19 protein-coding genes and 2 pseudogenes are annotated in these 23,342 nt (G+C 37.6%); 10 read left to right on the top strand and 11 right to left on the bottom strand.

The features are described 5' to 3' along the window. Window positions 1-236: 236 nt before the first annotated feature. The 4 genes from ACOQO5_RS17075 to ACOQO5_RS17060 all read right to left on the bottom strand — a co-directional run bounded on the left by ACOQO5_RS17075 (window position 237) and on the right by ACOQO5_RS17060 (window position 3,898). The gene (locus ACOQO5_RS17075) at window positions 237-956 is read right to left on the bottom strand and encodes an RluA family pseudouridine synthase (RefSeq protein WP_420582899.1); all 720 of its coding nucleotides are present in this window, start codon (window positions 954-956) and stop codon (window positions 237-239) included. 52 nt (window positions 957-1,008) lie between these two features. Continuing rightward, complete coding sequence (locus tag ACOQO5_RS17070) at window positions 1,009-2,049, bottom strand: sensor histidine kinase (RefSeq protein ID WP_420582898.1); 1,041 nt, start codon at window positions 2,047-2,049, stop codon at window positions 1,009-1,011. A gap of 10 nt (window positions 2,050-2,059) precedes the next feature. Next, a complete protein-coding gene (locus ACOQO5_RS17065) occupies window positions 2,060-2,743 on the bottom strand; it encodes a response regulator transcription factor (protein WP_420582897.1) in 684 nt (227 codons plus the stop codon). Window positions 2,744-2,872: 129 nt separating this feature from the next. Next, window positions 2,873-3,898, bottom strand: coding sequence for an aminopeptidase (locus ACOQO5_RS17060; RefSeq protein WP_420582896.1), 1,026 nt, complete (start codon window positions 3,896-3,898; stop codon window positions 2,873-2,875). A 235-nt stretch (window positions 3,899-4,133) separates the two neighbouring features. On the opposite strand from ACOQO5_RS17060, the gene recA reads away from it, so the two are divergent. The 3 genes from recA to ACOQO5_RS17045 all read left to right on the top strand — a co-directional run bounded on the left by recA (window position 4,134) and on the right by ACOQO5_RS17045 (window position 8,258). Beyond that, window positions 4,134-5,162, top strand: a complete 1,029-nt coding sequence (gene recA / locus ACOQO5_RS17055; protein ID WP_420582895.1) for a recombinase RecA — start codon at window positions 4,134-4,136, stop codon at window positions 5,160-5,162. A gap of 155 nt (window positions 5,163-5,317) precedes the next feature. Then, window positions 5,318-7,936: a valine--tRNA ligase gene (locus ACOQO5_RS17050; protein WP_420582894.1), complete on the top strand. Its 2,619-nt coding sequence runs from the start codon at window positions 5,318-5,320 to the stop codon at window positions 7,934-7,936. Window positions 7,937-8,021: 85 nt separating this feature from the next. After that, complete coding sequence (locus ACOQO5_RS17045) at window positions 8,022-8,258, top strand: hypothetical protein (protein ID WP_420582893.1); 237 nt, start codon at window positions 8,022-8,024, stop codon at window positions 8,256-8,258. 3 nt (window positions 8,259-8,261) lie between these two features. Here ACOQO5_RS17045 and ACOQO5_RS17040 read toward each other — a convergent pair whose 3' ends face one another. From ACOQO5_RS17040 to ACOQO5_RS17030, 3 genes are read right to left on the bottom strand one after another with little or no spacing between them, the layout of a single operon-like run. Then, a complete protein-coding gene (locus ACOQO5_RS17040; RefSeq protein ID WP_420582892.1) occupies window positions 8,262-9,491 on the bottom strand; it encodes an alanine dehydrogenase in 1,230 nt (409 codons plus the stop codon). Then, on the bottom strand, window positions 9,484-9,906 hold the full coding sequence (gene tsaE, locus ACOQO5_RS17035) for a tRNA (adenosine(37)-N6)-threonylcarbamoyltransferase complex ATPase subunit type 1 TsaE (RefSeq protein WP_420582891.1): 423 nt from the start codon (window positions 9,904-9,906) through the stop codon (window positions 9,484-9,486). The genes ACOQO5_RS17040 and tsaE overlap by 8 nt, the downstream gene beginning before the upstream one ends. 5 nt (window positions 9,907-9,911) lie before the next feature. Next, window positions 9,912-11,471, bottom strand: a complete 1,560-nt coding sequence (locus tag ACOQO5_RS17030) for a PglZ domain-containing protein (protein WP_420582890.1) — start codon at window positions 11,469-11,471, stop codon at window positions 9,912-9,914. A gap of 97 nt (window positions 11,472-11,568) precedes the next feature. On the opposite strand from ACOQO5_RS17030, the gene ACOQO5_RS17025 reads away from it, so the two are divergent. The 3 genes and pseudogenes from ACOQO5_RS17025 to ACOQO5_RS17015 all read left to right on the top strand — a co-directional run bounded on the left by ACOQO5_RS17025 (window position 11,569) and on the right by ACOQO5_RS17015 (window position 14,104). Continuing rightward, entirely contained in the window at window positions 11,569-12,792 is a 1,224-nt protein-coding gene (locus ACOQO5_RS17025; protein ID WP_420582889.1) for an HD domain-containing protein, read from the top strand. A 199-nt stretch (window positions 12,793-12,991) separates the two neighbouring features. Beyond that, a pseudogene (gene fabZ / locus ACOQO5_RS17020) lies at window positions 12,992-13,489 on the top strand (3-hydroxyacyl-ACP dehydratase FabZ); the annotation flags it as partial. A gap of 147 nt (window positions 13,490-13,636) precedes the next feature. After that, the gene (locus ACOQO5_RS17015; RefSeq protein WP_420582888.1) at window positions 13,637-14,104 is read left to right on the top strand and encodes a hypothetical protein; all 468 of its coding nucleotides are present in this window, start codon (window positions 13,637-13,639) and stop codon (window positions 14,102-14,104) included. Between the two features lie 53 nt (window positions 14,105-14,157). Here ACOQO5_RS17015 and ACOQO5_RS17010 read toward each other — a convergent pair whose 3' ends face one another. Both ACOQO5_RS17010 and ACOQO5_RS17005 read right to left on the bottom strand, forming a co-directional pair. Continuing rightward, entirely contained in the window at window positions 14,158-15,000 is an 843-nt protein-coding gene (locus tag ACOQO5_RS17010; protein ID WP_420579689.1) for an IS3 family transposase, read from the bottom strand. Between the two features lie 23 nt (window positions 15,001-15,023). Beyond that, on the bottom strand, window positions 15,024-15,458 hold the full coding sequence (locus tag ACOQO5_RS17005; RefSeq protein WP_420579690.1) for a transposase: 435 nt from the start codon (window positions 15,456-15,458) through the stop codon (window positions 15,024-15,026). 144 nt (window positions 15,459-15,602) lie between these two features. On the opposite strand from ACOQO5_RS17005, the gene ACOQO5_RS17000 reads away from it, so the two are divergent. From ACOQO5_RS17000 to ACOQO5_RS16990, 3 genes are all read left to right on the top strand, one after another. Continuing rightward, window positions 15,603-16,556, top strand: coding sequence for an aldo/keto reductase (locus ACOQO5_RS17000; RefSeq protein ID WP_420582887.1), 954 nt, complete (start codon window positions 15,603-15,605; stop codon window positions 16,554-16,556). 136 nt (window positions 16,557-16,692) lie between these two features. Then, entirely contained in the window at window positions 16,693-17,814 is a 1,122-nt protein-coding gene (locus tag ACOQO5_RS16995; protein WP_420582886.1) for a glycoside hydrolase family 18 protein, read from the top strand. Between the two features lie 132 nt (window positions 17,815-17,946). Continuing rightward, window positions 17,947-18,759 carry a hypothetical protein gene (locus ACOQO5_RS16990; protein WP_420582885.1) on the top strand — a complete coding sequence of 271 codons (813 nt, stop codon included), beginning with the start codon at window positions 17,947-17,949 and terminating at the stop codon, window positions 18,757-18,759. A 58-nt stretch (window positions 18,760-18,817) separates the two neighbouring features. On the opposite strand, the gene ACOQO5_RS16985 is transcribed toward ACOQO5_RS16990, so the two are convergent. Together ACOQO5_RS16985 and ACOQO5_RS16980 are read right to left on the bottom strand one after the other, a co-directional pair. Further along, window positions 18,818-19,660, bottom strand: a complete 843-nt coding sequence (locus tag ACOQO5_RS16985; RefSeq protein WP_420579689.1) for an IS3 family transposase — start codon at window positions 19,658-19,660, stop codon at window positions 18,818-18,820. Window positions 19,661-19,929: 269 nt separating this feature from the next. Continuing rightward, window positions 19,930-20,118 (bottom strand): annotated as a pseudogene (locus ACOQO5_RS16980) (transposase); the annotation flags it as partial. 128 nt (window positions 20,119-20,246) lie between these two features. Between ACOQO5_RS16980 and ACOQO5_RS16975 the strand changes: the two are divergent. Then, window positions 20,247-23,333 carry an ATP-binding cassette domain-containing protein gene (locus ACOQO5_RS16975; protein ID WP_420582884.1) on the top strand — a complete coding sequence of 1,029 codons (3,087 nt, stop codon included), beginning with the start codon at window positions 20,247-20,249 and terminating at the stop codon, window positions 23,331-23,333. Window positions 23,334-23,342 lie beyond the last annotated feature (9 nt).

Here is a 23,342-nt window from a genome sequence, read left to right as displayed (position 1 = left end):
ATAAAAAATCTTCTCTCATCAAATGATGCTTGAAGTTGGTTTAATTCTTTATTTCAAAAAGCGAATCAACTGCGCTGAAATTGCTAATATCTCAATACAGCCAATTCTAGTAAAGGCAATATTACTATTTTGGCAACATTTATGAAACTTTATTGATAATATTTGAAGCCATGTTACATTTGGCGACATTTATAAATCAGCTAATAAAAACATAATATTTTTCAAAAAATTGAAAACTAATTGAACTTATTAAGTTTTTTCATAATTATCTGCATATCCTTTGGATAATCACATAATTTCAGAATAAAATTTTTATTAACATTTGTTAGTTTAATAGAGTGTGAGTGTAATCCAACTCGACTAAATAATGGTCTTTCCTCTTCATTTTCTTTCTTTTTGAAGTCCTTCTTGAGGGATGAAAGGAAAATCGGTTCTCCCCCATATAATGAATCTCCTGCGATCGGAAATTCGATATATGCCAAATGCGCTCTGATTTGATGGGTTCTACCAGTCAGTGGTTTCGCTTCAACTAGTGTATAGTTTTTAAAAAATTGTTTAGGTCGAAATAAAGTAACTGCCTCTTTCCCTCTTCGTTTGTCAAAAACCACTTTTCCAGATCCTGAAGTTCTCAATGGAACGTCCACTTGGATGGCTTCATTTACAAAACGGCCCTTCACTAGTGCGTGATAGATTTTCTCTACCTCTCTTTCTTGAAATTGAATAGCTGCATGACGATAGGCCTCATCATTTTTTGCGAGCAACAACGCTCCGCTTGTTTCTTTATCCAATCGATGACAAACCTGATAATTTCCATCAATTGCTCTAAACAGGCTTAAAACATTTGATTGATCATTTCTATCCTCTAATGTGGATAAATGTGGCGGTTTATTAATTATGGTGTAATTATCGTCCTCAAAAATTACCATTTCTGCCGCATTCCATTCATTCTTTTTCATGCGAGCAATGTAGTTATTGAATTCAAAGAAAATGTAATATGGGTCGAAAAATCTACTGCGATTTGTAACGTTCCAATTCAAAACTGAAAGAAGAGCCCTGTCCTACATTGCTCACCACTTTAATTTCACTCAAATGTGCTTCAAGGATGTGTTTAACTATGGAAAGACCGAGGCCTGTACCTCCTTGTGCTTTAGATCTACTCTTGTCTACCCGATAAAACCTTTCAAAGATTCTATTGAGGTGTTCTGGTGGAATACCAATACCATTGTCTCGGACCGAAATTTCAATTTTCTCAAGTTTAGGAGTCAATGATACAGTGACTTCTCCATTTTCATCTGAATACTTAATAGCATTAGAGATAAGATTGACAAATACTTGATGAATTCTTTGATTATCAGCCAAAACCAATATTCCATTCTTTTCTCCACTATTCAATTTTAGTGCGATTCCCTTTTTAGCCGCTCGATCTTCAAGCTGATCAAAAATCTCTTCAACCACTTCTAGAATGTTAGTAGGTTCTAATTGCATGGTTATATCACCAGCTTCCATATGAGAAACAGTGAGAAGGTCTTGGACTAATGCATCTAAGCCATCTAAATTTTTAGCAGCTTTTTTCAAAAATTTCATTCTGATGGACTTGTCGTCTATCGCACCATCCAGCAAAGTATGGACAAACCCCTGAGCTGCGAAAATCGGTGTTTTCAATTCATGGGATACATCAGCAAGGAATTGTCGCCTAAATTTCGCCATTTGTTTCAACTCCTCTATCTCTGACTGTTTGACATGTGCATAAGAATAAATCTCTTGTTGGATTTGATTCAGTGAGCTGTGACCATATGAGCGTTCAGGTTTTAATGTAGCCAGATCATTGTTTCGAATTTTCTCAAACATCTCATAAATGTTTCTTAATTCCTTAAAAAACAAGAATTCAAGTACTACATTGATTAGAATGTAGCTGGTGCCAAAACAGATGACTGGAACCATCCAAAAAACAAAATCAGGAAGATCTGGTATAAGAAGAAGGCTTGCTCCAATAATAATAGCAATACTAGCTGCCAATATCAATGCAAGTCCCTTAGAATTCAATAACATCTAGCGATATTTAGTCTAACTCAAATTTATATCCTACACCTTTTATAGTGGATATATAGCCGTCCCCAATTTTCTCGCGAACTTTTCTTATGTGCACATCAACAGTTCTAGCCAAAACAAATACGTCTGTCCCCCAGATATTGATCAACAAGTCATCTCTACTAAAAACTTTTCCTGGATGCTGAGCTAAAAAAAACAAGAGTTCAAACTCCTTCTTGGGCAGTGTAAATTCCTTACCATTTTGAGTGACCACATAGCTTTGTCGATCAATGACCAAATCGCCAGCTGTGATTTTCTCATCAATATCTATTTCTTTTTTGGATCTTCTGAAGATAGCATTTATCCGACTCATCAGCGCACGAGGTTTGATAGGCTTGGTCAGGTAATCATCTGCACCACTATCAAAAGCAGCAATCTCAGAGTACTCTTCTACCCGTGCGGTTAGAAACAAAATAAACGTATTAGCAAGCGATTTAACTTCTCTCAATTGTCGACAAGTCTCTACTCCATCTTGACCAGGCATCATAATGTCCAAAAGAATTAAGTCTGGAACGAAAGCCTGAGCTACCTCGACTCCTTTAATTCCATTATCCGCTACCTCCACTTGATACCCTTCCTTCTCCAAATTGTATTTAAGGAGATCCAGGATATCAATTTCATCATCTACTACTAGGATTTTTTTATTCCCTGACATAATTAGAAAGTGATTACGTTATAGGTGAAAATTATAACAATAATTTTTACTTGCAAATTCCCAAATTATAATTACTTAACCAGCTTATCAGCAAAGACATAACAATTATTTAATACTTAGGAAATATAATCAAAGCCCATCGCTGTTGGCGATATAGAATCTAATAAACGCCTTCAAATCATTGTCAAACTCATTTGTTAGTTGTAAATCAAAAGTACTTTTTTTAGAGTCATAGCGCTCAAAAGCCATAAAAAAGGCATTATTGGGTAGTTTGTCTTTAAATCTACCTGTATAAACTTCGGGATTGTTAAAAGGAATTGAATCCAATTTTAAAACCCAACTTTTCATGAAAGAATCCTTCATACTCTCCTTTTTCTTCTGAGTCATTTCACTTGTAAATCCAGAATATAATTTTTTTAAATCCGAGACTCCCTTTAAGCAGTGATTCACAAAATTTTGCGCATCATTTTCAGATTTCAAATACTCCTTTAGTAGTGTGCTTTGACTCCCATATTTTTTTGTTAAAAACAACAAAGCTCCTTGCTCCCCAATAAAGGATGCCAAATTCTCATTGAACGTTACTGAATCTTTAAGATAGACATTAGCATGGGTGATTTCATGAATAAATAACTCTACCAATCTACCCTCACTTCTTTTCAAATTATTTGATAAAATAGGATCTTGAAACCATCCAAGTGTTGACCATGCATTTACTGGCCTAATGCGTGTATCATAGCCTTTTTCCAATAAGTTTAGCTCTTCATCTTTTGCCTTTTTCAGATCAAAAAAACCTTTGTAGGAAACGGTGCCTACAATCGGAAATGACCACTCTACCGACTGCATAGCAAAAGGTTCACAAGCTGTAAGATTCCATAAAATTTCCTCTCCTTTTTGATCATAAATAGTGGTATAAAGCCCTTCAGAATCCAAACCCAATTCAGATTTTGCAAAGCGCTTAACTGCCGCCACAATTAATAGTTTTGTTTTTAACTTTTCATCGTTCGATTCATTCAAGAATTCTTCAATAGATGTTGCATTCCACAGCACTTCTATTTGGCCCTGCCCTTGCATAAGAAGATAGCTTATCAGGTGGGCGTTGGCCAGTAAAAAAAACACCAACGACACCAGAACTAACCATTTCCACTTTTTCTTCATAAGACTACCATTTCTTTTACACTTCATCTATTCCTTCAGTAAAACTATAGTGTTCAAATTTCAAAATTGAAGGAAGAAATTTTTACTAATTTTTTTAGTATTTACTTCTATTTGTTAAATAATTGAATATATATTTGCTAATATTTTTATAATCAATGTGTTGAGCAAATTATTCGGATAGTCATCATTTTCAAATAACTTGCACTTCCATTTAGAACCTGAAAACAATCTCATCATGAGTGAAAATAACGAAAAACTAAAAGCACTACAGCTTACCATAGACAAACTTGAGAAATCATACGGAAAAGGTGCCGTTATGAAATTATCTGATGAAAGTGTGGTTGATATCCCTTCCATCCCGACAGGCTCTGTAAGTCTTGACGTTGCACTCGGAGTTGGTGGTGTTCCAAGAGGTAGAATAGTTGAGATATATGGGCCAGAATCATCAGGAAAAACGACTCTTACGTTGCACTGTATCGCTGAAGCTCAGAAACAAGGAGGCATGGCGGCATTTATCGATGCAGAACACGCTTTTGACAAAATCTATGCTGAAAAACTTGGTATCGATACTGAGAACTTACTGATCTCGCAACCTGATAATGGAGAACAAGCGCTCGAAATTGCAGAACATTTAATTCGTTCCGGCGCTATTGACATCATCGTTATAGATTCTGTTGCTGCTTTAGTTCCAAAAGCTGAATTGGAAGGCGAAATGGGAGATAGCAAAATGGGACTTCAAGCACGATTGATGAGTCAAGCCCTGAGAAAGCTTACTGGTGCCATTAACAAAACAGGTTGTACTTGCATTTTCATCAACCAACTACGCGAAAAAATTGGTGTAATGTTCGGCAACCCAGAGACAACAACGGGGGGTAACGCACTCAAATTCTACTCTTCTGTTAGACTTGATATCAGGCGAATTGGACAAATCAAAGAAAGTGCGGACAACGTACTTGGAAACAGAACCAGAGTAAAAGTTGTTAAAAACAAAGTAGCTCCTCCTTTCAAAGTGGTAGAATTTGACATTATGTATGGCGAAGGTATTTCTAAGGTAGGAGAAATCATTGATTTAGGAGTAGAGCTTGGCATCATCAATAAAGCAGGTTCATGGTTCTCGTATAAAGGTAACAAATTGGGTCAAGGCAGAGATTCTGTAAAGAACCTACTGCTGGACAATCCAGAATTGATGGAAGAAATGGAACTAGGAATCCGAAATAAAATCAGCGGTGTAGAAGAAGAGGTTTCAGTAGAAACTGAAGCTTAATCCCATCAGTACAACGAATTGAAAAGGAACGCTTTTGAGGCGTTCCTTTTTTTATTACTCTCATATCCAAAATACCTCAGACATTAGCCCCTAAAAAAAATGGCTATGCGCCGAAATTTTATAATTTTGCCGTTCAATTTTTTTAATGACGAGCAATGTCCATTTCTACAAAATACAATCCAGCAGAAGTTGAAGGAAAAATCTACCAAGAATGGCTAGATAAAGGTTTTTTTCATTCAGAGCCCAATCCGGACAAAGAGCCCTATACGATCCTTATCCCACCTCCAAATGTAACTGGAGTGCTCCATATGGGACATATGCTCAATAATACTATTCAGGATGTACTGATCAGAAAAGCTAGAATGGAAGGGAAAGAAGCTTGCTGGATACCTGGAACTGACCACGCATCAATTGCAACAGAAGCTAAAGTAGTGGGCAAATTGCGAGAACAAGGTATTAAAAAATCTGATCTCACAAGAGAAGAATTCCTTTCCCATGCCTGGGAATGGAAAGAAAAATACGGCGGTATTATTCTAAATCAACTACAGAGACTAGGTGCTTCCTGTGACTGGGACAGAACTTTTTTCACCATGGACGAGAAAAATTCTGATGCTGTTCAAGAAGTTTTCATCAGTTACTTCAAAAAAGGGTTGGTTTATCGTGATTATAAGATGGTAAACTGGGATCCTACTGCGCAAACTACCATTTCGAATGAAGAGGTAATATATCGTGACGTAGATGCTGCACTTTACCATGTAAAATACGCCATTGAAGGTTCAGATGAATTTGTCACCATAGCAACCACACGACCAGAAACCATTCTTGGTGATTCAGCCATTTGTATCAATCCAAATGACGAAAGATATGTTCACCTCAAAGGCAAAAAAGCTATTGTACCTTTAGTCAATCGCGTGATTCCAATCATTGAGGATGAATATGTAGACATAGAATTTGGAACTGGATGTTTGAAAGTAACACCTGCTCATGATACCAATGACTATGATTTGGGTCAAAAACACAACCTAGAAACCATCGACATTCTAAATGACGATGGAACGCTCAATGAAAAAGCACAATTCTACATTGGCGAAACAAGAGAAAGCGCTAGAAAGCTTATTTCCAAAGAATTAAAAAATTTAGGTAGTTTAGTAAAAACGGAAAACCTCAGACATAAAGTAGGTTTCTCAGAAAGAAACCCTGATACAGCCATAGAACCCAAACTTTCTCTTCAATGGTTTGTAGATATGCAAAAATTAGTGACTCCCGCACTGGAAAACGTAATGAATGATAATGTTGAATTTTTCCCTGAGAAATTCAAGAACACCTACAAACACTGGTTAGAAAACATTAAAGATTGGCCAATTTCCAGACAACTATGGTGGGGACAACAAATTCCAGCCTACTACTATGGGGAAAACGGTGTAGCTGTTGGTAAAACACCAGAAGAAGCGCTAGAAATGGCTAAAAAAGACACTGGAGACCCGTCACTCACTCTTGATGATTTAAAACGTGACGAAGATGTGGTAGATACCTGGTTTAGTAGTGCTTTGCTTCCTATTTCCATATTCGATGGATTTAGAAATCCAGACAATGAGGAATATAAATACTACTACCCAACTCAGGTACTTGTGACTGGATGGGATATTATTTTCTTCTGGGTGGCTAGAATGATCATTTCAGGTTATGAATTTGGTAATGATAAGCCATTCGAAAAAGTATATTTCACAGGGATGGTTCGTGACTTGCAACGAAGAAAAATGTCCAAATCATTAGGCAATTCGCCAGATGCCCTCGGCCTTATTGATCAATATGGGGCTGACGGCGTAAGAGTAGGCATGCTCTTAAGCTCAGCGGCAGGTAACGACCTACTTTTTGATGAAAAGTTGTGCGAACAAGGACGTAACTTCTCCAACAAGATTTGGAATGCCTTTCGATTGGTTAATTCCTGGGAAGTTCAAGACATTCCTCAAGATCCAGCTGCAAAAGTAGCTGCATCATGGTTCGAAAATCGATTTAATGAGGCTCTGGAAGAAATCAACGATTTGTTTTCCAAATTTCGATTGTCGGAAGCGCTTATGGCAACATACAAACTGGTTTGGGATGATTTCTGCTCTTGGTACTTGGAGATGATTAAACCAGCCTACCAGCAACCTACTGATCAAAAAACTGTAGATCAAGCTATTGGATTTATAGAACAACTGATGCGAGTAGTACATCCATTCATGCCATTTATCTCTGAAGAGATCTGGAAAAACATTAAACAGCGAAGTGAAAATGATTATTTGATTGTAGCTCAGTGGCCTTCCCAAGCTTCATTCAACAAAAATGAATTGAAAAGGACATCTGAAATATTCGAAATCATATCTAATGTAAGAAACGCTAGAAATAGTGCCGGTATTTCGCCAAAAGAATCACTTGAATTGTTTATTAAAAAACAAGACACGTCAGAATACGACACATTTGAAGTGGTAATTAAAAAACTCGCAAATGTGAATAAAATCGATGCGACGAGCGAAAAACTTGAGAAGGCCGCTAGTTTTATTGTTAATCGAACAGAATTTTTTGTGCCTCTAGGGGAACACGCCAATACTGAAGATCAAAAAGAGGATGCTGAAAAGGAAATCAAAAGGTTGAAAGGCTTTATTATAGGCATTGACAAAAAGCTGGGTAATGAAAAGTTTGTAAATAATGCTCCGGAGCAAGTGATAGCGATGGAAAGAAAGAAAAAAGCTGATGCTGAAGCGAAAATTGCAATATTAGAAGCTCAATTATAATTTAAAGCCAAAAGCAGGTGTTTTCATTGGAAGTATTCCAATTTATAACTACTTTCAACAAATATAAAAATCAATCCTTCTCAGAATGAATATTAAACACACCTTCCTGGCAACTGCTTTAGTTTTTGCTTTTTCTTTATCTTCTTGCACCGGAGAGCTCGAAGCTGAAAATGCACAATTGAAAACGGAACTTGAAGAAATCAAGCTACAGCTCCAAGAACAAACTAAACGATCTGAATTTGCAAAGGAACAAGCGACTACTGCAAAGCGAAGAGCTGACGAAGCTGAAAAGGCTCTAGCCGAATGCAACGAAGAAAATTAATCCTTAGAATCTTGCAGCCATTAACAAGTTAAGGTCTTTGAACCTTAGCTTGAACTTTTCTGATAAATGGTAGTTCGTCATATAACCTTTATAAGTATATACTCCCTTCATAAACCATTTATTTTCAAAAATCATCTGATCCACACCACCATTCTGCGCGATACTATTCAAGATGGGAGTGAAAATATTGCTTAATACTTTTGTAGAAGTCCTTGGTACTTTTGAGGCAATATTAGGTACACAATAGTGTTTAACATCAAATTTTTCAAATACTGGGTTCTTTAAGTTTGTAGGTTTTGAAGTCTCAAAACAACCTCCTTCATCAATACTAACGTCGACTACTACAGCGCTACTCTTCATAGCCTTCACCATGTCCTCACTTACAATTTTTTTGAGGACCCCTTTGTCTGCTCTCACCGCACCGATAACAACATCTGCTTCCATTAAAGCTTTCTTGAGTGCTACCTGATCAATAGTTGATGTAAATATTGGAGAAGACAGAATATGCTTCAACCGATGAAGTTTATATAGATGTTTGTCAAATACTTTTACCGAAGCACCTAGTCCCAGAGCTGTTCGAGCAGCATATTCAGCTACTGTCCCTGCGCCGAGAATAACTACATTCGTGGGTGGCACCCCTGTAATACCGCCAAGAATAATTCCAATCCCACCTTGATTTGTAGTTAAATATTCAGCAGCTGTAGGTATGACTACAGCTCCCACTATTTCACTCATGGCTCTGACAATTGGCAGACCGCCTATTTGATCCTCGATAAATTCATATCCAATTGAAGTAGCTTTCTTTTGATTCAGAAGAGATAATCGTTGCCCAAGGTCCTTATCTGCATGAATAGTAGAAATAATGGTTTTTCCCATACTCATCATTTCTATTTCCTTTTTAGTAGGAAATTCAACTTTGATAATTATATCTGACTTGAAAACCTCACTCGCACTTTTCGTAATATTTGCTCCTGCTTCTGTATATTCCTTATCAAAAAAATTGGCTGCATTGCCAGTACCAGACTCTATAAGCACTTTATGCCCATGATTAGTCAATGCACCAACAGCCTTGGGAGTAAGCGGAACTCTATTTTCATAAGTCGAATTTTCTTTCGGAATTCCAATATTCAAAGACTTATTTCCTGAGCGGACGGCGGCCAATTTTTCCTGAGGGTACAGTTTAGATTCTTCGACTAGCGCAGATACGCTACTTCCCATCAAATGCTTATTCATGCTTACTGAGGCTGATCATACGATTCCTTTCAGCATCTAAGTTAATACTAATTTTTAGGTTTTTTTGTGGGGTTAGCGAAGGTATCTTTTCGGACCATTCGATAAAGCAAAGTCGGCCAGAGTAAAAATACTCGTCAGCTCCAATATCGATGGCTTCTACCTCATCATTGATTCGATAAAAATCAAAATGATAGAATTCTTCCGCTTTTTCATTTTCATACACATTGACTAAGGCAAAAGTCGGTGAACTCGTTTCATCTACTATTCCCAATTGCTTGCATATCGCTTTAATCAAAGTGGTTTTCCCAGCTCCCATTTCTCCTTCAAAAAGCCAAACAGATTCTTCTCCTGCATATTCAATGATTTTCTGAGCGACGATATCAATTTCTCCCAGATCAGATAGTATTAATTGCACTGTATTTAACTCTTAGGTGATAAGTGAATCAAAGGAACAATCATTTCTTCCATGGAAACCCCTCCATGTTGAAAAGTATCCTTATAATAATTAACAAAATGATTATAGTTGTTTGGATATACAAAGAAATCATCCTTCATTCCAAAAATGTAGGAGCTAGATACATTTTCTTTAGGCAAATGAAGTTCTTCCGGATTTCTGCAAATAAATACACCTTCAGTATCATCTACATTCAGATTCTTACCCACTTTATATCTTAGGTTTGTATTGGTTTTTTTGTCTCCGACAATTTTGTAAGGTTTTTTCACTCGAATGGTTCCATGATCAGTCGAGATTATCACTTTCACGTCTTTTTGAGCTAAAATTTGAAGCAACTCTAACAATGTGGAATGCTTAAACCAGGAAAGCGTTAAAGACCTATAAGCCGGCTCATCTGGCGCCAATTCTCTAATCATTTTCATGTCAGTACGCGCATGTGACAATACATCTATAAAGTTGTACACAATTGCATTCAGATCATTATTAAGCAGGTTGTTCACATTGGCAACAAGTTGCCTTCCCTGCTGTTTTTGTAAAATTTTGTGATATGAAAAGCTAATGTCGTGATTATTTCTTTTCAAATTCCTTCTCAGAAATTCTTCTTCTTGCATATTCTTTCCTTCTTCCCCATCTTCAGAAATCCAAATATCACTGTGTTTTTTTGCCATTTCATCAGGCAGCATTCCACTAAAAATCGAATTTCTCGAATAAGCTGTGGTTGTCGGTAAGGTTGCGTAGAATGGGATTTCTTTTTCTACATTGTAGTATTCAGAGATGATGGGTTCAAGAATCTCCCATTGGTCATATCTGAGGTTGTCAATTAAAAAGAAAAACACTGGTTTTTTCTCTTCCAGCAAAGGGAAGACTTGTTCTCGCATGATACGATGAGAAAGCAAAGGTTTTTCAGCATTTGGATCATTTAACCAAGTCGCATAATTGGAAGCAATGAATTCACAAAATTCTGAATTAGCCTCATCTTTTTGCATATTAAGTACTTCAGCCATCGCACGTTCTTCCGTATCATCTATCTCAAGTTCCCAATAGACCATCTTTTTATAAACGTCAATCCACTCCTGAAAATCCAGATTTTCATTCACTGCAGAGCTAATATTCCTAAAGTCTTGCTGGTAGCTCATATTCGTCTTCTCAGTCACCAGACGTTTATTGTCCAGGATTTTCTTCACAGATAGTAAAATCTGATTTGGATTGAGGGGTTTGATCAGGTAATCAGCAATTTTTGCACCAATCGCCTCCTCCATAATATGCTCTTCTTCGCTTTTCGTGATCATCACTACTGGAACATTAGGGTGATGCGTCTTGATTTCTGCCAGCGTTTCCAAACCACTGAGTCCCGGCATGTTTTCGTCAAGAAAAACTACATCGAAAACACTTTTGTTCATTTCGTCTAATGCATCTGAACCACTGTTGACGGGTGTGACATTGTACCCTTTGTTATTCAAAAAAAGTAAATGGGGCTTTAAGAGATCAATCTCATCATCCGCCCATAATATTTCATAATTTCGCATATTGTATATTTCTTTGAATAAATCGATGGTCTAACTTGACTGAGGTTCAAAATAAGGGAAACCGGACACAACTACCTACTAATCACATCTCAATTTGATGACTAACAAAAACAAAATCATTAATGATCCGGTCTATGGCTTTATCACCATACCCAATGACCTGATTTTTGAAATTATAGAACATCCCTTCTTCCAACGCCTTCGACAAATCAAACAACTTGGTCTTACGAGTCTCATTTACCCAGGAGCTCTACATACTCGTTTTCACCATGCTATAGGGTCAATGTATTTAATGCAACAAGCGTTGTATAGCTTAAGGTCAAAAAAAGTTGAAATATCAGATGATGAATTTGAAGCTTGCCTGATTGCCATATTGCTACATGATATAGGACATGGCCCTTTTTCACACACACTCGAATTCAATCTGCTTAAAAACGTCACCCATGAGAAAATATCCGTTCTTTTTTTTGAACGTCTTAATAAAGAATTTAATGGCGCCTTAACTAAGGCGTTACAGATATTCACCAATCAATACCCTAGAAAATTTTTCTACCAATTAGTGTCTAGCCAACTGGACATTGATCGCTTAGACTATCTCAAAAGAGACAGTTATTTCACCGGTGTGTCAGAAGGGCACATTGGTTCAGAACGCATCATCAATATGCTCAATGTGCATGATGATGAAATTGTAGTGGAAGAAAAAGGTATTTATAGTATTGAAAATTTTCTAAGTGCACGTCGTTTGATGTACTGGCAGGTTTATCTACATAAAACAGCAGTGAGTGGAGAAGAAATGCTGATTAAACTAATTACCAGAGCTAAACACCTCACACAAAAAGGAATTGAAGTAGAAGCTACTCCAGCACTCAAAATATTGCTAGAGCGAAACATAGAATTGAAACATTTCAAAGAAGATCCTGAGATTCTGGATCTGTTTGCGCTGCTCGACGACAGTGATATTTGGGGATCTATGAAATTCTGGAGAGAACACAAAGACACTGTATTATCAGGCCTGAGCACCAAACTACTTGAACGAAAAATTTTCAAAATCATCTTAGCCAGTGAAAAGCCTCTGGATGAGTGGGTAGAAACCTTGAAGAGCAAAGTAAAATCCAAATACAAACTCAACGATGAAGAGTTGGAGTTTTATACAGGCTCAGGTCAGATTAGCAATTCGGCTTATATTTCTAGTGGTCAGAAAATCAAGATTTTAACCAAGAAAGGACATGTTCTGGATATTGTGAAAGCCACAGACCTGCCCAATATTAAAGCCATGAGCAAAATTGTGACCAAGCACTTCTTCTGCTGGCCTGAAGTATGAGCTGAACAACATGGAACATACGACAGCATTATTTTTTACACCCAAAGTCATCTCCCCGTGCAATGAAGAGAATTTCGGACACATTGACTAATGAGTCTTATCTCGATTTGAGTAAAATCAAATTTCAAACAGCACCTACATATCTTGAATAAATTTCCACTAAATTGCCACCTTCAAATCAAATCAAACAATAGTTAATAAAATTAGAATGGAAAAATCCGAATCAGTAGTTCCGGTATATGATCCAACAATGCCGGCGGCTTTTGACATCAATCAAATCACAAAAATTTTACCTCACCGCTATCCTTTTCTATTAATAGACAAGATTTTTTATAAGGATGATACAAAAGTAGCAGGTATTAAAAACGTTACTTTTAACGAGCCTTTCTTTCAAGGTCATTTTCCTGACAACCCAGTAATGCCTGGAGTTCTTCAAATTGAAGCTATGGCTCAAATTGGCGGTATTTTAGTCTTAACATCGGTACCAGATCCAGAGAATTATTGGGCCTATTTTTTAGGAGTTGAAAAATTCAAATTCAGAAAAATGGTACTGCCAGGAGACACCCTTGAAATCCAGTGTGAGCTTCTAGCTCCTATAAGAAGAGGAATAGCTAAAATGAAAGGAACAGCCAAAGTAGCTGGCAAAGTGGTGTGCCAAGGAGAGATGACGGCTACGATTGTAAGAAAAGACGCCTAATCAAAATAAGAAGTATCTTAAGTCTGATATTTATTCCCATTATGATCAATTATTGATCGAAATGTGTGTACCTGATTAGGTATAATATCTAAAATGATATATTTTTGATCAATTAGGATTTTAATTATTTTAAAACACACAACAACAATGAAACATTTTTTAAACATTTTTAAGTACTCGCTGGTTCTATCACTCGTAGTAGCCATGGCGAGCTGTGGAGGAGGAGATGACGGTGACGACCCGATTGATGTAGATGCGAGAATTGCTATCGCAGAAGCACTAACAAAAGGGCAAGCATCATTTAGCAGTGTGACACCTCCAGATGGTGCGACTACTTTAGATTGGTCTTCAACGACATTAACATTTACAGGCGGCGTAGATGGTGGTACATATTCTACTACTAATTCTGCAAATACTGATGTATGGCCTGCAAATGGTTCTTGGGCATTTAAAGACGGTACAGATGGAAAAGTAATTGTAAGAGATGGAACAACGGACGTTACTGTTGCAGTTGGAGCAACTGAGCTTTCAACAACTTTCACTGTAGTTCAACCTTCAACAGGAGGAAGAGTCAAAGTAATTGGAGGAGAGTGGGATTTTACATTCGGTTTCTAATTTGATAAAAATGACTAGTCCTAAATAAGCGTTACAGATTTTAGGATAAAATATTAGATAGCATCGGGTTTCAACTCGATGCTATTTTTGTTTCTATAGTTTCTGATCTTGACCTTATCTTGCTGGTGCATAAGGGCTGGTGTATTCATCCAACAGCTCCAATGAGGCCGATCATGATTGTAAATATAAATACTCTGCTCAATGAGTTTGTCCATTAGTGTTACATCTGATGTGGTGATCCCTAAGATAAATTCATGTTTCAATATCCCATTCACCCTTTCGGCTATAGCATTTTGATACGGATCATAGGTTTCTGTCATACTACAAGTAATTGCTGCCTCATCAAGCAACTGCTGATAAGCATCGCAACAATACTGCAACCCTCTGTCTGAGTGATGGATCAACATTCGCTCAGGATATATACGATTGGCAATAGCCATATTAAGGGCTGATATTGCACCTGAAGCATCTAGGCTTTTCGATACATCATAGCCCATGATCCGCTTTGAATAAGCATCCGTGACCAGCGATAAATACATCGGGTTTTTCCGTGTTCCAATGTAGGTGATATCCGATACCCATACTTGCTCAGGCCTTTGTATGGAAAGCCCATCAATAAGGTTTTTATGTTTTCTAAATCGATGATGTGAGTCAGTAGTAATATGATATTGTCTCTTAGGTGCTATTTGGAGGTGATTTGCTTTCATAATAGCAAATAGCCTGTCTCTTCCAACTCCCAGCGGCTGAAGTTGGTCATAAAGTAAATGATACAACTTTCTGGTACCGATACGAGGCATTTTCATACGCACCTTTTCAACCATGATTACTACCTTGGTGGCTATTTCTTGCTTTTGTTTACTCCTTCTGATAGAGCGGTAATAGATTTGCCTATTCATCCCCAACAGTCTACAGATCTGGGTTACCCCTTCTTTTTGTTCAACCTTGAATCGATCAACTGTTGGGGTAAAGACTTTTTTCTGATAGGGAGTTTGAATTCTTCTTCGGCTATGTCGATCATCATATCAAAGAAAATAGCTTTCTTATCTGCGTTTTCAACCTGCTGTTCAAGCTCTTTTTTCTGTTTTTCCAACAGCCGTACTTTCTGTTCGAGTTCGTATAGTTTTTGGTCTTTAGATTTTGGCATCCGAAGTGTTGATTTATTGACCCAATCAAAGTTACCGTATTTCCGAAGCCAATTGGTAACTGTAGAGTGTGACTGAATACCATACTTGCGAGCGGCGGCTTTTATACCTAACTCTCCGCTTTCAACTTCTGACACAACTGACAATTTAAAAGCGTAGCTGTAGTCCTTCTGTGTTCTTTTAACATACTTGTTCTCTGTGAGTTCGTTCATGACGTCGTTTTTTGTGTAACGCTATTTCAGGACGAGACAAAAAATATAAAAAAAACCTCTTGAGTTAGCTCAAGAGGTTTTTTTATGCCAATTCATTTCCAAGCTCATTTTAAATCTATTAGATTTAACCATAGCCCATCGATTATGAAAACATACCCTTTTAGCAATGGAGATCAAATACCAGCTCTTGGACTGGGCACATGGAAATCTGAGCCTGGCGAGGTCTACAAGGCCATTCGCACTGCAATATCTTTAGGATACAGGCATATTGATTGTGCCTATATCTATCAAAATGAATCAGAGATCGGTGCTGCACTGAGTGACGCGATCATGACTGGAGAAGTAAATCGTGAGGAACTTTGGATCACCTCCAAATTATGGAATACACATCATCGTAAAAATGATGTCAAAGAATGTCTGAATATGACCCTAGAGGCACTGCAACTTGACTATCTCGACCTTTACCTCATACATTGGCCTGTTGCCCATCAAAAAGACGTGATTTTTCCTCAGGAGGGAAAACAGTTGGTTAGCTTAAACGAAATTCCTTTAGAAGATACTTGGGCTGGCATGGAAGAAGTACATGATTCAGGTCTTGTCAGGCATATTGGTGTATCAAACTTTAGTGCAAAAAAAATAGCAAAGGTCAATGAATCAGCTTCCAAAAAAATTGAAGTCAATCAGGTAGAACTACATCCTCTACTGCAGCAAAAAGATTTGTTAGATTTTTGCAAAAAGGAAGAGATCATCCTTACCGCCTACTCTCCCCTGGGGTCTAGAGATCGGATTCCACAGATGAAGGCCCAAGATGAACCAGATTTGTTCGAAATTCCTACGATAAAAGCTATAGCTGAAAACCATAACTGCTCTCCTGCGCAAGTGTTAATTGCATGGGCAGTAAATAGGGACACCGTAGTTATCCCAAAATCCACCAACGAAGCCCGATTAAAACAGAATCTGGAAGCTGCAGAAATTTCACTTTCATTAGAAGAAATGGAACAAATTGGACAGTTAGATAGAAAATATAGATATGTAACAGGTGCATTTTTTGCTTTACCTGGATCAGATTATACATTGACAAATCTCTGGGACGAATAGGCACAAGGAATAAAAAAAATGCATTCAGAGCCCTATCGCTACCATTGAGCGAATAGCTTTTTGACTGAAAGTTGTATGATTTACCTTCATTGGTGAAGATTTATTTATATCATTTTTTCACTCAATAAGTTCATACATGCATTCTCTAAGAAATCTCATATTCATCGCTATTTCTCTATTTTTCGTGGCTTGTGGCACAAAAAAAACTGCATACAATGAGTCCGTAACTGACACTACCTCTACTCTAGATATTATCGCCTACTACAGCGGGGATGGTTCTGAAATCAACGATTACCCTATAGAAAAGCTGGATCAGATTATTTTCAGCTTCATGCATCTCAGAGGCAACCAATTGACCATTGACAATGCTGAAGATAGCATATCGTTGCTGCAGATCACCGCTCTTAAAAATCAATATCCTGACTTAAAAGTATTGGTTTCTCTAGGCGGATGGGGAGGTTGTGAAACCTGCTCTCCAGTTTTCTCAACTTTAGAAAATAGAAAAGCATTTGCATCTTCTGTGGTAGATGTTCTAAAACAGTATAATGCTGATGGTATTGATCTCGACTGGGAATACCCGGCTATTGAGGGCTTTCCAGGGCATGAATACAAGCCAGATGACAAGCAAAACTTCACTTCTTTGGTACAAGAGCTCAGAGCAGCCATGGGTGAAGGATATGAACTGAGTTTTGCCTCCGGTGGATTCGACAAATTTCTTATCGAATCCGTAGAATGGGACAAAGTAATGCCATTGTTTAATCGGGTAAATTTGATGTCTTACGACCTAATCAATGGCTTTAGCACCGAAACTGGACATCACACAGCATTATATTCCAATTCATCACAAGAAGTATCTACAGATTATGCAGTGCAGTTTTTAGATTCAATAGGCGTTCCATTGAATAAAATTGTAATTGGTGCTGCCTTTTATGCACGTGTCTGGGAAAATGTACCGAGTGAAAATAATGGACTTTACCAATCTGGGAAATTTTTGACTGGTGTAAGCTATCCAAAATTGGACAGTACACTTTCCAAAGAAAATGGTTTTCAAACTTATTGGGATAGTGTAAGCATGGCACCTTATGCCTATAGCGAATTATTAAATCAATTTGCCACGTATGACAACCCACAATCGGTCGCTGCCAAAGTACAATATGCAAAAGACAAAAAACTGGGCGGTATTATGTTTTGGGAACTTCGCAATGACAAAAAACAAAATGGTCTTTTGGATGAAATTTTTGCGGCCGTCAACAATTAAACAGATAATTTCTGAAGACAAGAACAGCCATTATGGGTAAAGCCAAATCAAATTACTGATTTGGCTTTACTTTTCTAATCCAATTCTTTTAAATTGCCCCAATTGTTAAGAGACGATCATTAAATCAATACTATGAAAAATATTCTAAATATCGTATGTATCGCTGTTCTTGCAGCTAGCATTGCGGCTTGTAGTTCAGGAAAGAAGTCTGAAGAAGCAGACAAAGCAACTTTAGAAAATGTAAAAGAAAAAGTAGAAAAGGAATTCAAATACCCCATCCCAACATCTTTCGAAGTAACTGAATTACTTCAGGATGCAGGAGCAGCATTTGTTTGGAATATCACCAACCCTGTCGAAAATGTAGATAAGTACGAGACACAAAGAGACAAAGCGCTCAATTTGGGTATTTATGGTGCTGATTTGAGTTATGCTTGTACATATAACAGTCAGGAGGAAACCATGCAAATGCTAAAAGCCTCTAAAACTTTAATTGACGGATTAGAAATTCCAGGTGTATTTGATGACGCAATGGTAGCAAGAGTTGAACAAAACCTTGGCAACAAGGATTCATTGATACTTATTGTAACCAAATCGTTTTACAATACTTATTCTGAACTCAACAAATCAGGGCAAGACAAAATGTCTTTCTTGGTGGTTGCAGGTAGCTGGATAGAAGGTATCTACATCACCTGTCAATTGGCTATTTCCAGTGACTATGATCCAAGAATGCTAAACATTGTGGCAGAGCAAAAAAAATCTGCCAATAAATTAGCTGAATTCGCTACAAAATATTCAGACGACCCGGACATTGAAGCTGTGAGACCGTTATTGCAATTCATGCAAATCATATATGAAGGCATCGACCCAGCTACTGGAATAACCAAAGGTCAGCTTGATGATATTTCCAGCAATGTGGAAAGCACAAGAAATGAGATTATTGGCTAAGACCAATTAATCAAAATGACTAGTCCTAAATAAGCGTTACAGATTTTAGGATAAAATATTAGATAGCATCGGGTTTCAACTCGATGCTATTTTTGTTTCTATAGTTTCTGATCTTGACCTTATCTTGCTGGTGCATAAGGGCTGGTGTATTCATCCAACAGCTCCAATGAGGCCGATCATGATTGTAAATATAAATACTCTGCTCAATGAGTTTGTCCATTAGTGTTACATCTGATGTGGTGATCCCTAAGATAAATTCATGTTTCAATATCCCATTCACCCTTTCGGCTATAGCATTTTGATACGGATCATAGGTTTCTGTCATACTACAAGTAATTGCTGCCTCATCAAGCAACTGCTGATAAGCATCGCAACAATACTGCAACCCTCTGTCTGAGTGATGGATCAACATTCGCTCAGGATATATACGATTGGCAATAGCCATATTAAGGGCTGATATTGCACCTGAAGCATCTAGGCTTTTCGATACATCATAGCCCATGATCCGCTTTGAATAAGCATCCGTGACCAGCGATAAATACATCGGGTTTTTCCGTGTTCCAATGTAGGTGATATCCGATACCCATACTTGCTCAGGCCTTTGTATGGAAAGCCCATCAATAAGGTTTTTATGTTTTCTAAATCGATGATGTGAGTCAGTAGTAATATGATATTGTCTCTTAGGTGCTATTTGGAGGTGATTTGCTTTCATAATAGCAAATAGCCTGTCTCTTCCAACTCCCAGCGGCTGAAGTTGGTCATAAAGTAAATGATACAACTTTCTGGTACCGATACGAGGCATTTTCATACGCACCTTTTCAACCATGATTACTACCTTGGTGGCTATTTCTTGCTTTTGTTTACTCCTTCTGATAGAGCGGTAATAGATTTGCCTATTCATCCCCAACAGTCTACAGATCTGGGTTACCCCTTCTTTTTGTTCAACCTTGAATCGATCAACTGTTGGGGTAAAGACTTTTTTCTGATAGGGAGTTTGAATTCTTCTTCGGCTATGTCGATCATCATATCAAAGAAAATAGCTTTCTTATCTGCGTTTTCAACCTGCTGTTCAAGCTCTTTTTTCTGTTTTTCCAACAGCCGTACTTTCTGTTCGAGTTCGTATAGTTTTTGGTCTTTAGATTTTGGCATCCGAAGTGTTGATTTATTGACCCAATCAAAGTTACCGTATTTCCGAAGCCAATTGGTAACTGTAGAGTGTGACTGAATACCATACTTGCGAGCGGCGGCTTTTATACCTAACTCTCCGCTTTCAACTTCTGACACAACTGACAATTTAAAAGCGTAGCTGTAGTCCTTCTGTGTTCTTTTAACATACTTGTTCTCTGTGAGTTCGTTCATGACGTCGTTTTTTGTGTAACGCTATTTCAGGACGAGACAAAATCGATTAATAAAAAGGCATCCTGATGAATCGGGATGCCTTTTTTTCTATATTTAAATTCTGAACCCTTAACAAATTACAATACTGCATGAGTGAATCGATTATCAACGCTTTAATGCGCTTGTTTGCCATTATTGAAAGTGTAAAAGACGAAGTAGTAGATTCGGGCCATATCATAGTGAAACCCTATCTCGAAGCTCAGTTGAATCATGACCTTGCAGAACAATACCTCAACTTATATCAAGACTATGTTGAATTCTACAGAAGGGAGGCTTCTTCATCAGAAGAGGAACTAGAGAATGAAACTAAAAATATCATTCAGGTCACTAAGATCTGTCAACAGCTAAATAAAGAACTCCTCCAACACGAGCGTGTTATTGTTTTTATCCAGCTGGTGGAATTGATTAACACGGATAAAAAAGTTTCTGACAAGGAAAATGACTTCATGCAACTGGTAGCATTGAACTTCAATCTTCCAAAACAAGAAATCAACGACATTACATCTTTCATTCTCGACCCAGACGTTAAAGAATTGTCTAAAGCCAATGGCATGATCATCGATAACAAGGTGACTGAGTGGCCAGAAGAGATTGCCTGGATGATGAAAAACAAAAAGGAACCAGGCATTTCTGAATTTAGACATATCCATGTAGAAAATTTGTTTGGCCAGGTTAAGGTACTTTTTATTCAGAGTATTGGCACATTCGTCATCCAATATGACGGTCCTCTCAACTTATATCTGGAAGGAAATAAAATTTCTAAAAACAAAACCTACATACTGAAGTCAGGGGCTATTATTAAAGGCAATTCCATTGAGCCGATTTATGAATCTGAAATCAGTAAAAAATTCCTTCTTGACCTTAAAAAGGTAAACCTTGTTTTGCATGGGGATGAGATGCAGTTCAAGTTTAAGAATAGCAACAATGGAATTCAGCCCTTCAGTTTTTATGAAGAGTCTGGACAGCTCATAGGCATCATGGGAGGCAGCGGTACCGGCAAGTCGACTTTAATTAATTTGCTGAACGGAAAAATAGAACCCTCTGGAGGAAAAATTAAAATTAATGGACACAGCATTCCACGATGTGTACAATCGGGGGTCATTGGTTATGTGCCGCAAGATGACCTCTTATTTGAAGAGCTTACTGTATACCAGAATTTATTTTTCAACGCTCGCTTATCATTTAGTGACTTCTCTAAAAAAAGACTAGATCAAGCCATAAATAAAGTGCTCGAAGATCTGGACATAGACGAAATCAAAGATCTACAAGTAGGGAGTCCGCTCAATAAATTTATCAGTGGGGGTCAACGTAAACGTTTGAATATTGCACTTGAGTTGCTACGTGAACCTTCTGTGCTATTCGTAGACGAACCTACCTCTGGGCTGTCTTCTATGGATTCCGAAGTAGTAATGAATCTACTAAAAGAACAAAGTAGAAAAGGCAAGTTAGTGATTGCTATTATTCATCAGCCGTCTTCAGATATATTCAAATTATTTGATAAACTCTGGCTTTTGGATAAAGGAGGGTATCCCATTTACAATGGAAATCCAGTGGACGCCGTGGTGTATTTTAAAACCATGAATACACAGGTGAATGCGGCAGAGAGTGAATGTAGGGTCTGTGGTAACGTAATTCCCGAGCAAATTCTGCACATCATAGAAGCAAAGGAAATTAATGAAGTTGGTGAAGCCACCAAACAAAGAAAAATTTCACCTGCCCAATGGTATGATAAGTATCTTGAAAATTTGGCACCCAAGCTTAAGAAAATCAAATTTCAAACAGCGCTTCCTCCTTCCAATTTCTTAATTCCGAATTTGGCTCAGCAGTCCAATATTTTCTTACAAAGAATATTACTTTCCAAAAAAACTAACCTTCAATATATTCTGCTCAATCTACTTGAGCCCCCACTCCTAGCTTTGATTTTAGGGGTGCTGGCCAAATACTCTGTAGGCCAGGAATATATCTTTAGTGAAAACAAAAACATACCGGTTTATCTCTTCATGACCGTAGTGGTTGCCCTTTTTCTGGGACTTTCCGTGAGTGCAGAGGAGATATTCAAAGACAAAAAAGTTCTGGAGCGGGAGTCCTTTTTGAATCTCAGCCGATTTAGTTATATCAATTCCAAAATCATATATTTATTCTGTTTGTCCGCCTTACAGATGTTTATTTTTGTTTGGTTTGGCAATTATTTGTTAGAAATCCGAGGCTTGAATTTCAACTTTTGGGCTGTCCTATTTTCTGCTGCCTGTTTCGCCAATATGTTAGGACTGAATATTTCCTCAGGACTGAATTCTATTGTAACCATCTATATTCTCATCCCTTTGATACTGGTGCCACAGCTGCTGCTGGGGGGAGCTATGATCAAGTTTGATGAACTGCATTACAACATAGGCGACAAAAAGAATGTACCTATTGTTGGAGATGCTATGGTTTCTCGTTGGGCTTATGAAGCACTAGCAGTCCAACTATTCCGCAACAACAACTACGAAAAGCATTTTTTCGATTATGACAAGCGAATGAGTGATGCGAGCTTCAATTCCGCCTACCTTATTCCAAAAATACAAACCAAACTCAGACTCGTATATCAGAATATTCAAGCTGGAAATAGATCTAATGCACTACAGCATGAGATAGATATCTGCAAAAAAGAACTAGAAAAAATGCAGGCTAAAGATGGCAACACTCAGTTTTATCGATTGAGGTTTTTGAACATGGAAAAATATGATTCAACCTCCCATCATCAAATCCTGGCTCAACTCAATTTGCTGAGAAAAAAATATAAAAACCTAAAAGATGAGGCCGTTTCGGAACGCGAATCACATTACTATGAAATGGTGGAAGCCATAGGGAAAGACGGACTGTTAGCACTTAAAAATGCTAGTCACAATAAGACGCTTGAGAATCTGGTCACAAATCGAGACGAAATAGAAAAAATATATGAGGCAGAAGATGAGTTGATTCAAAAAAAGGATCCTATCTTCAAAACACCAGACTCCAACTTCGGTAATGCGCATTTTTATGCTCCAGTTAAAGTTTTTGGCCATTTGCAAATTGACACCTTTTACTTCAATATCATTATTATTTGGCTTATGACTGCATTTTTCTATATGACCCTCTATTACGATGTGCTTAGAAAAAGCCTCACTTTTATTACGAACAAATTCACTAAATACTAATCTCAAACA

Source organism: Reichenbachiella sp. (assembly GCF_965223055.1).
In the GTDB taxonomy this organism is placed as follows: Bacteria; Bacteroidota; Bacteroidia; order Cytophagales; family Cyclobacteriaceae; genus Reichenbachiella.
This window is presented reverse-complemented; position numbering and strand designations above follow the sequence as displayed.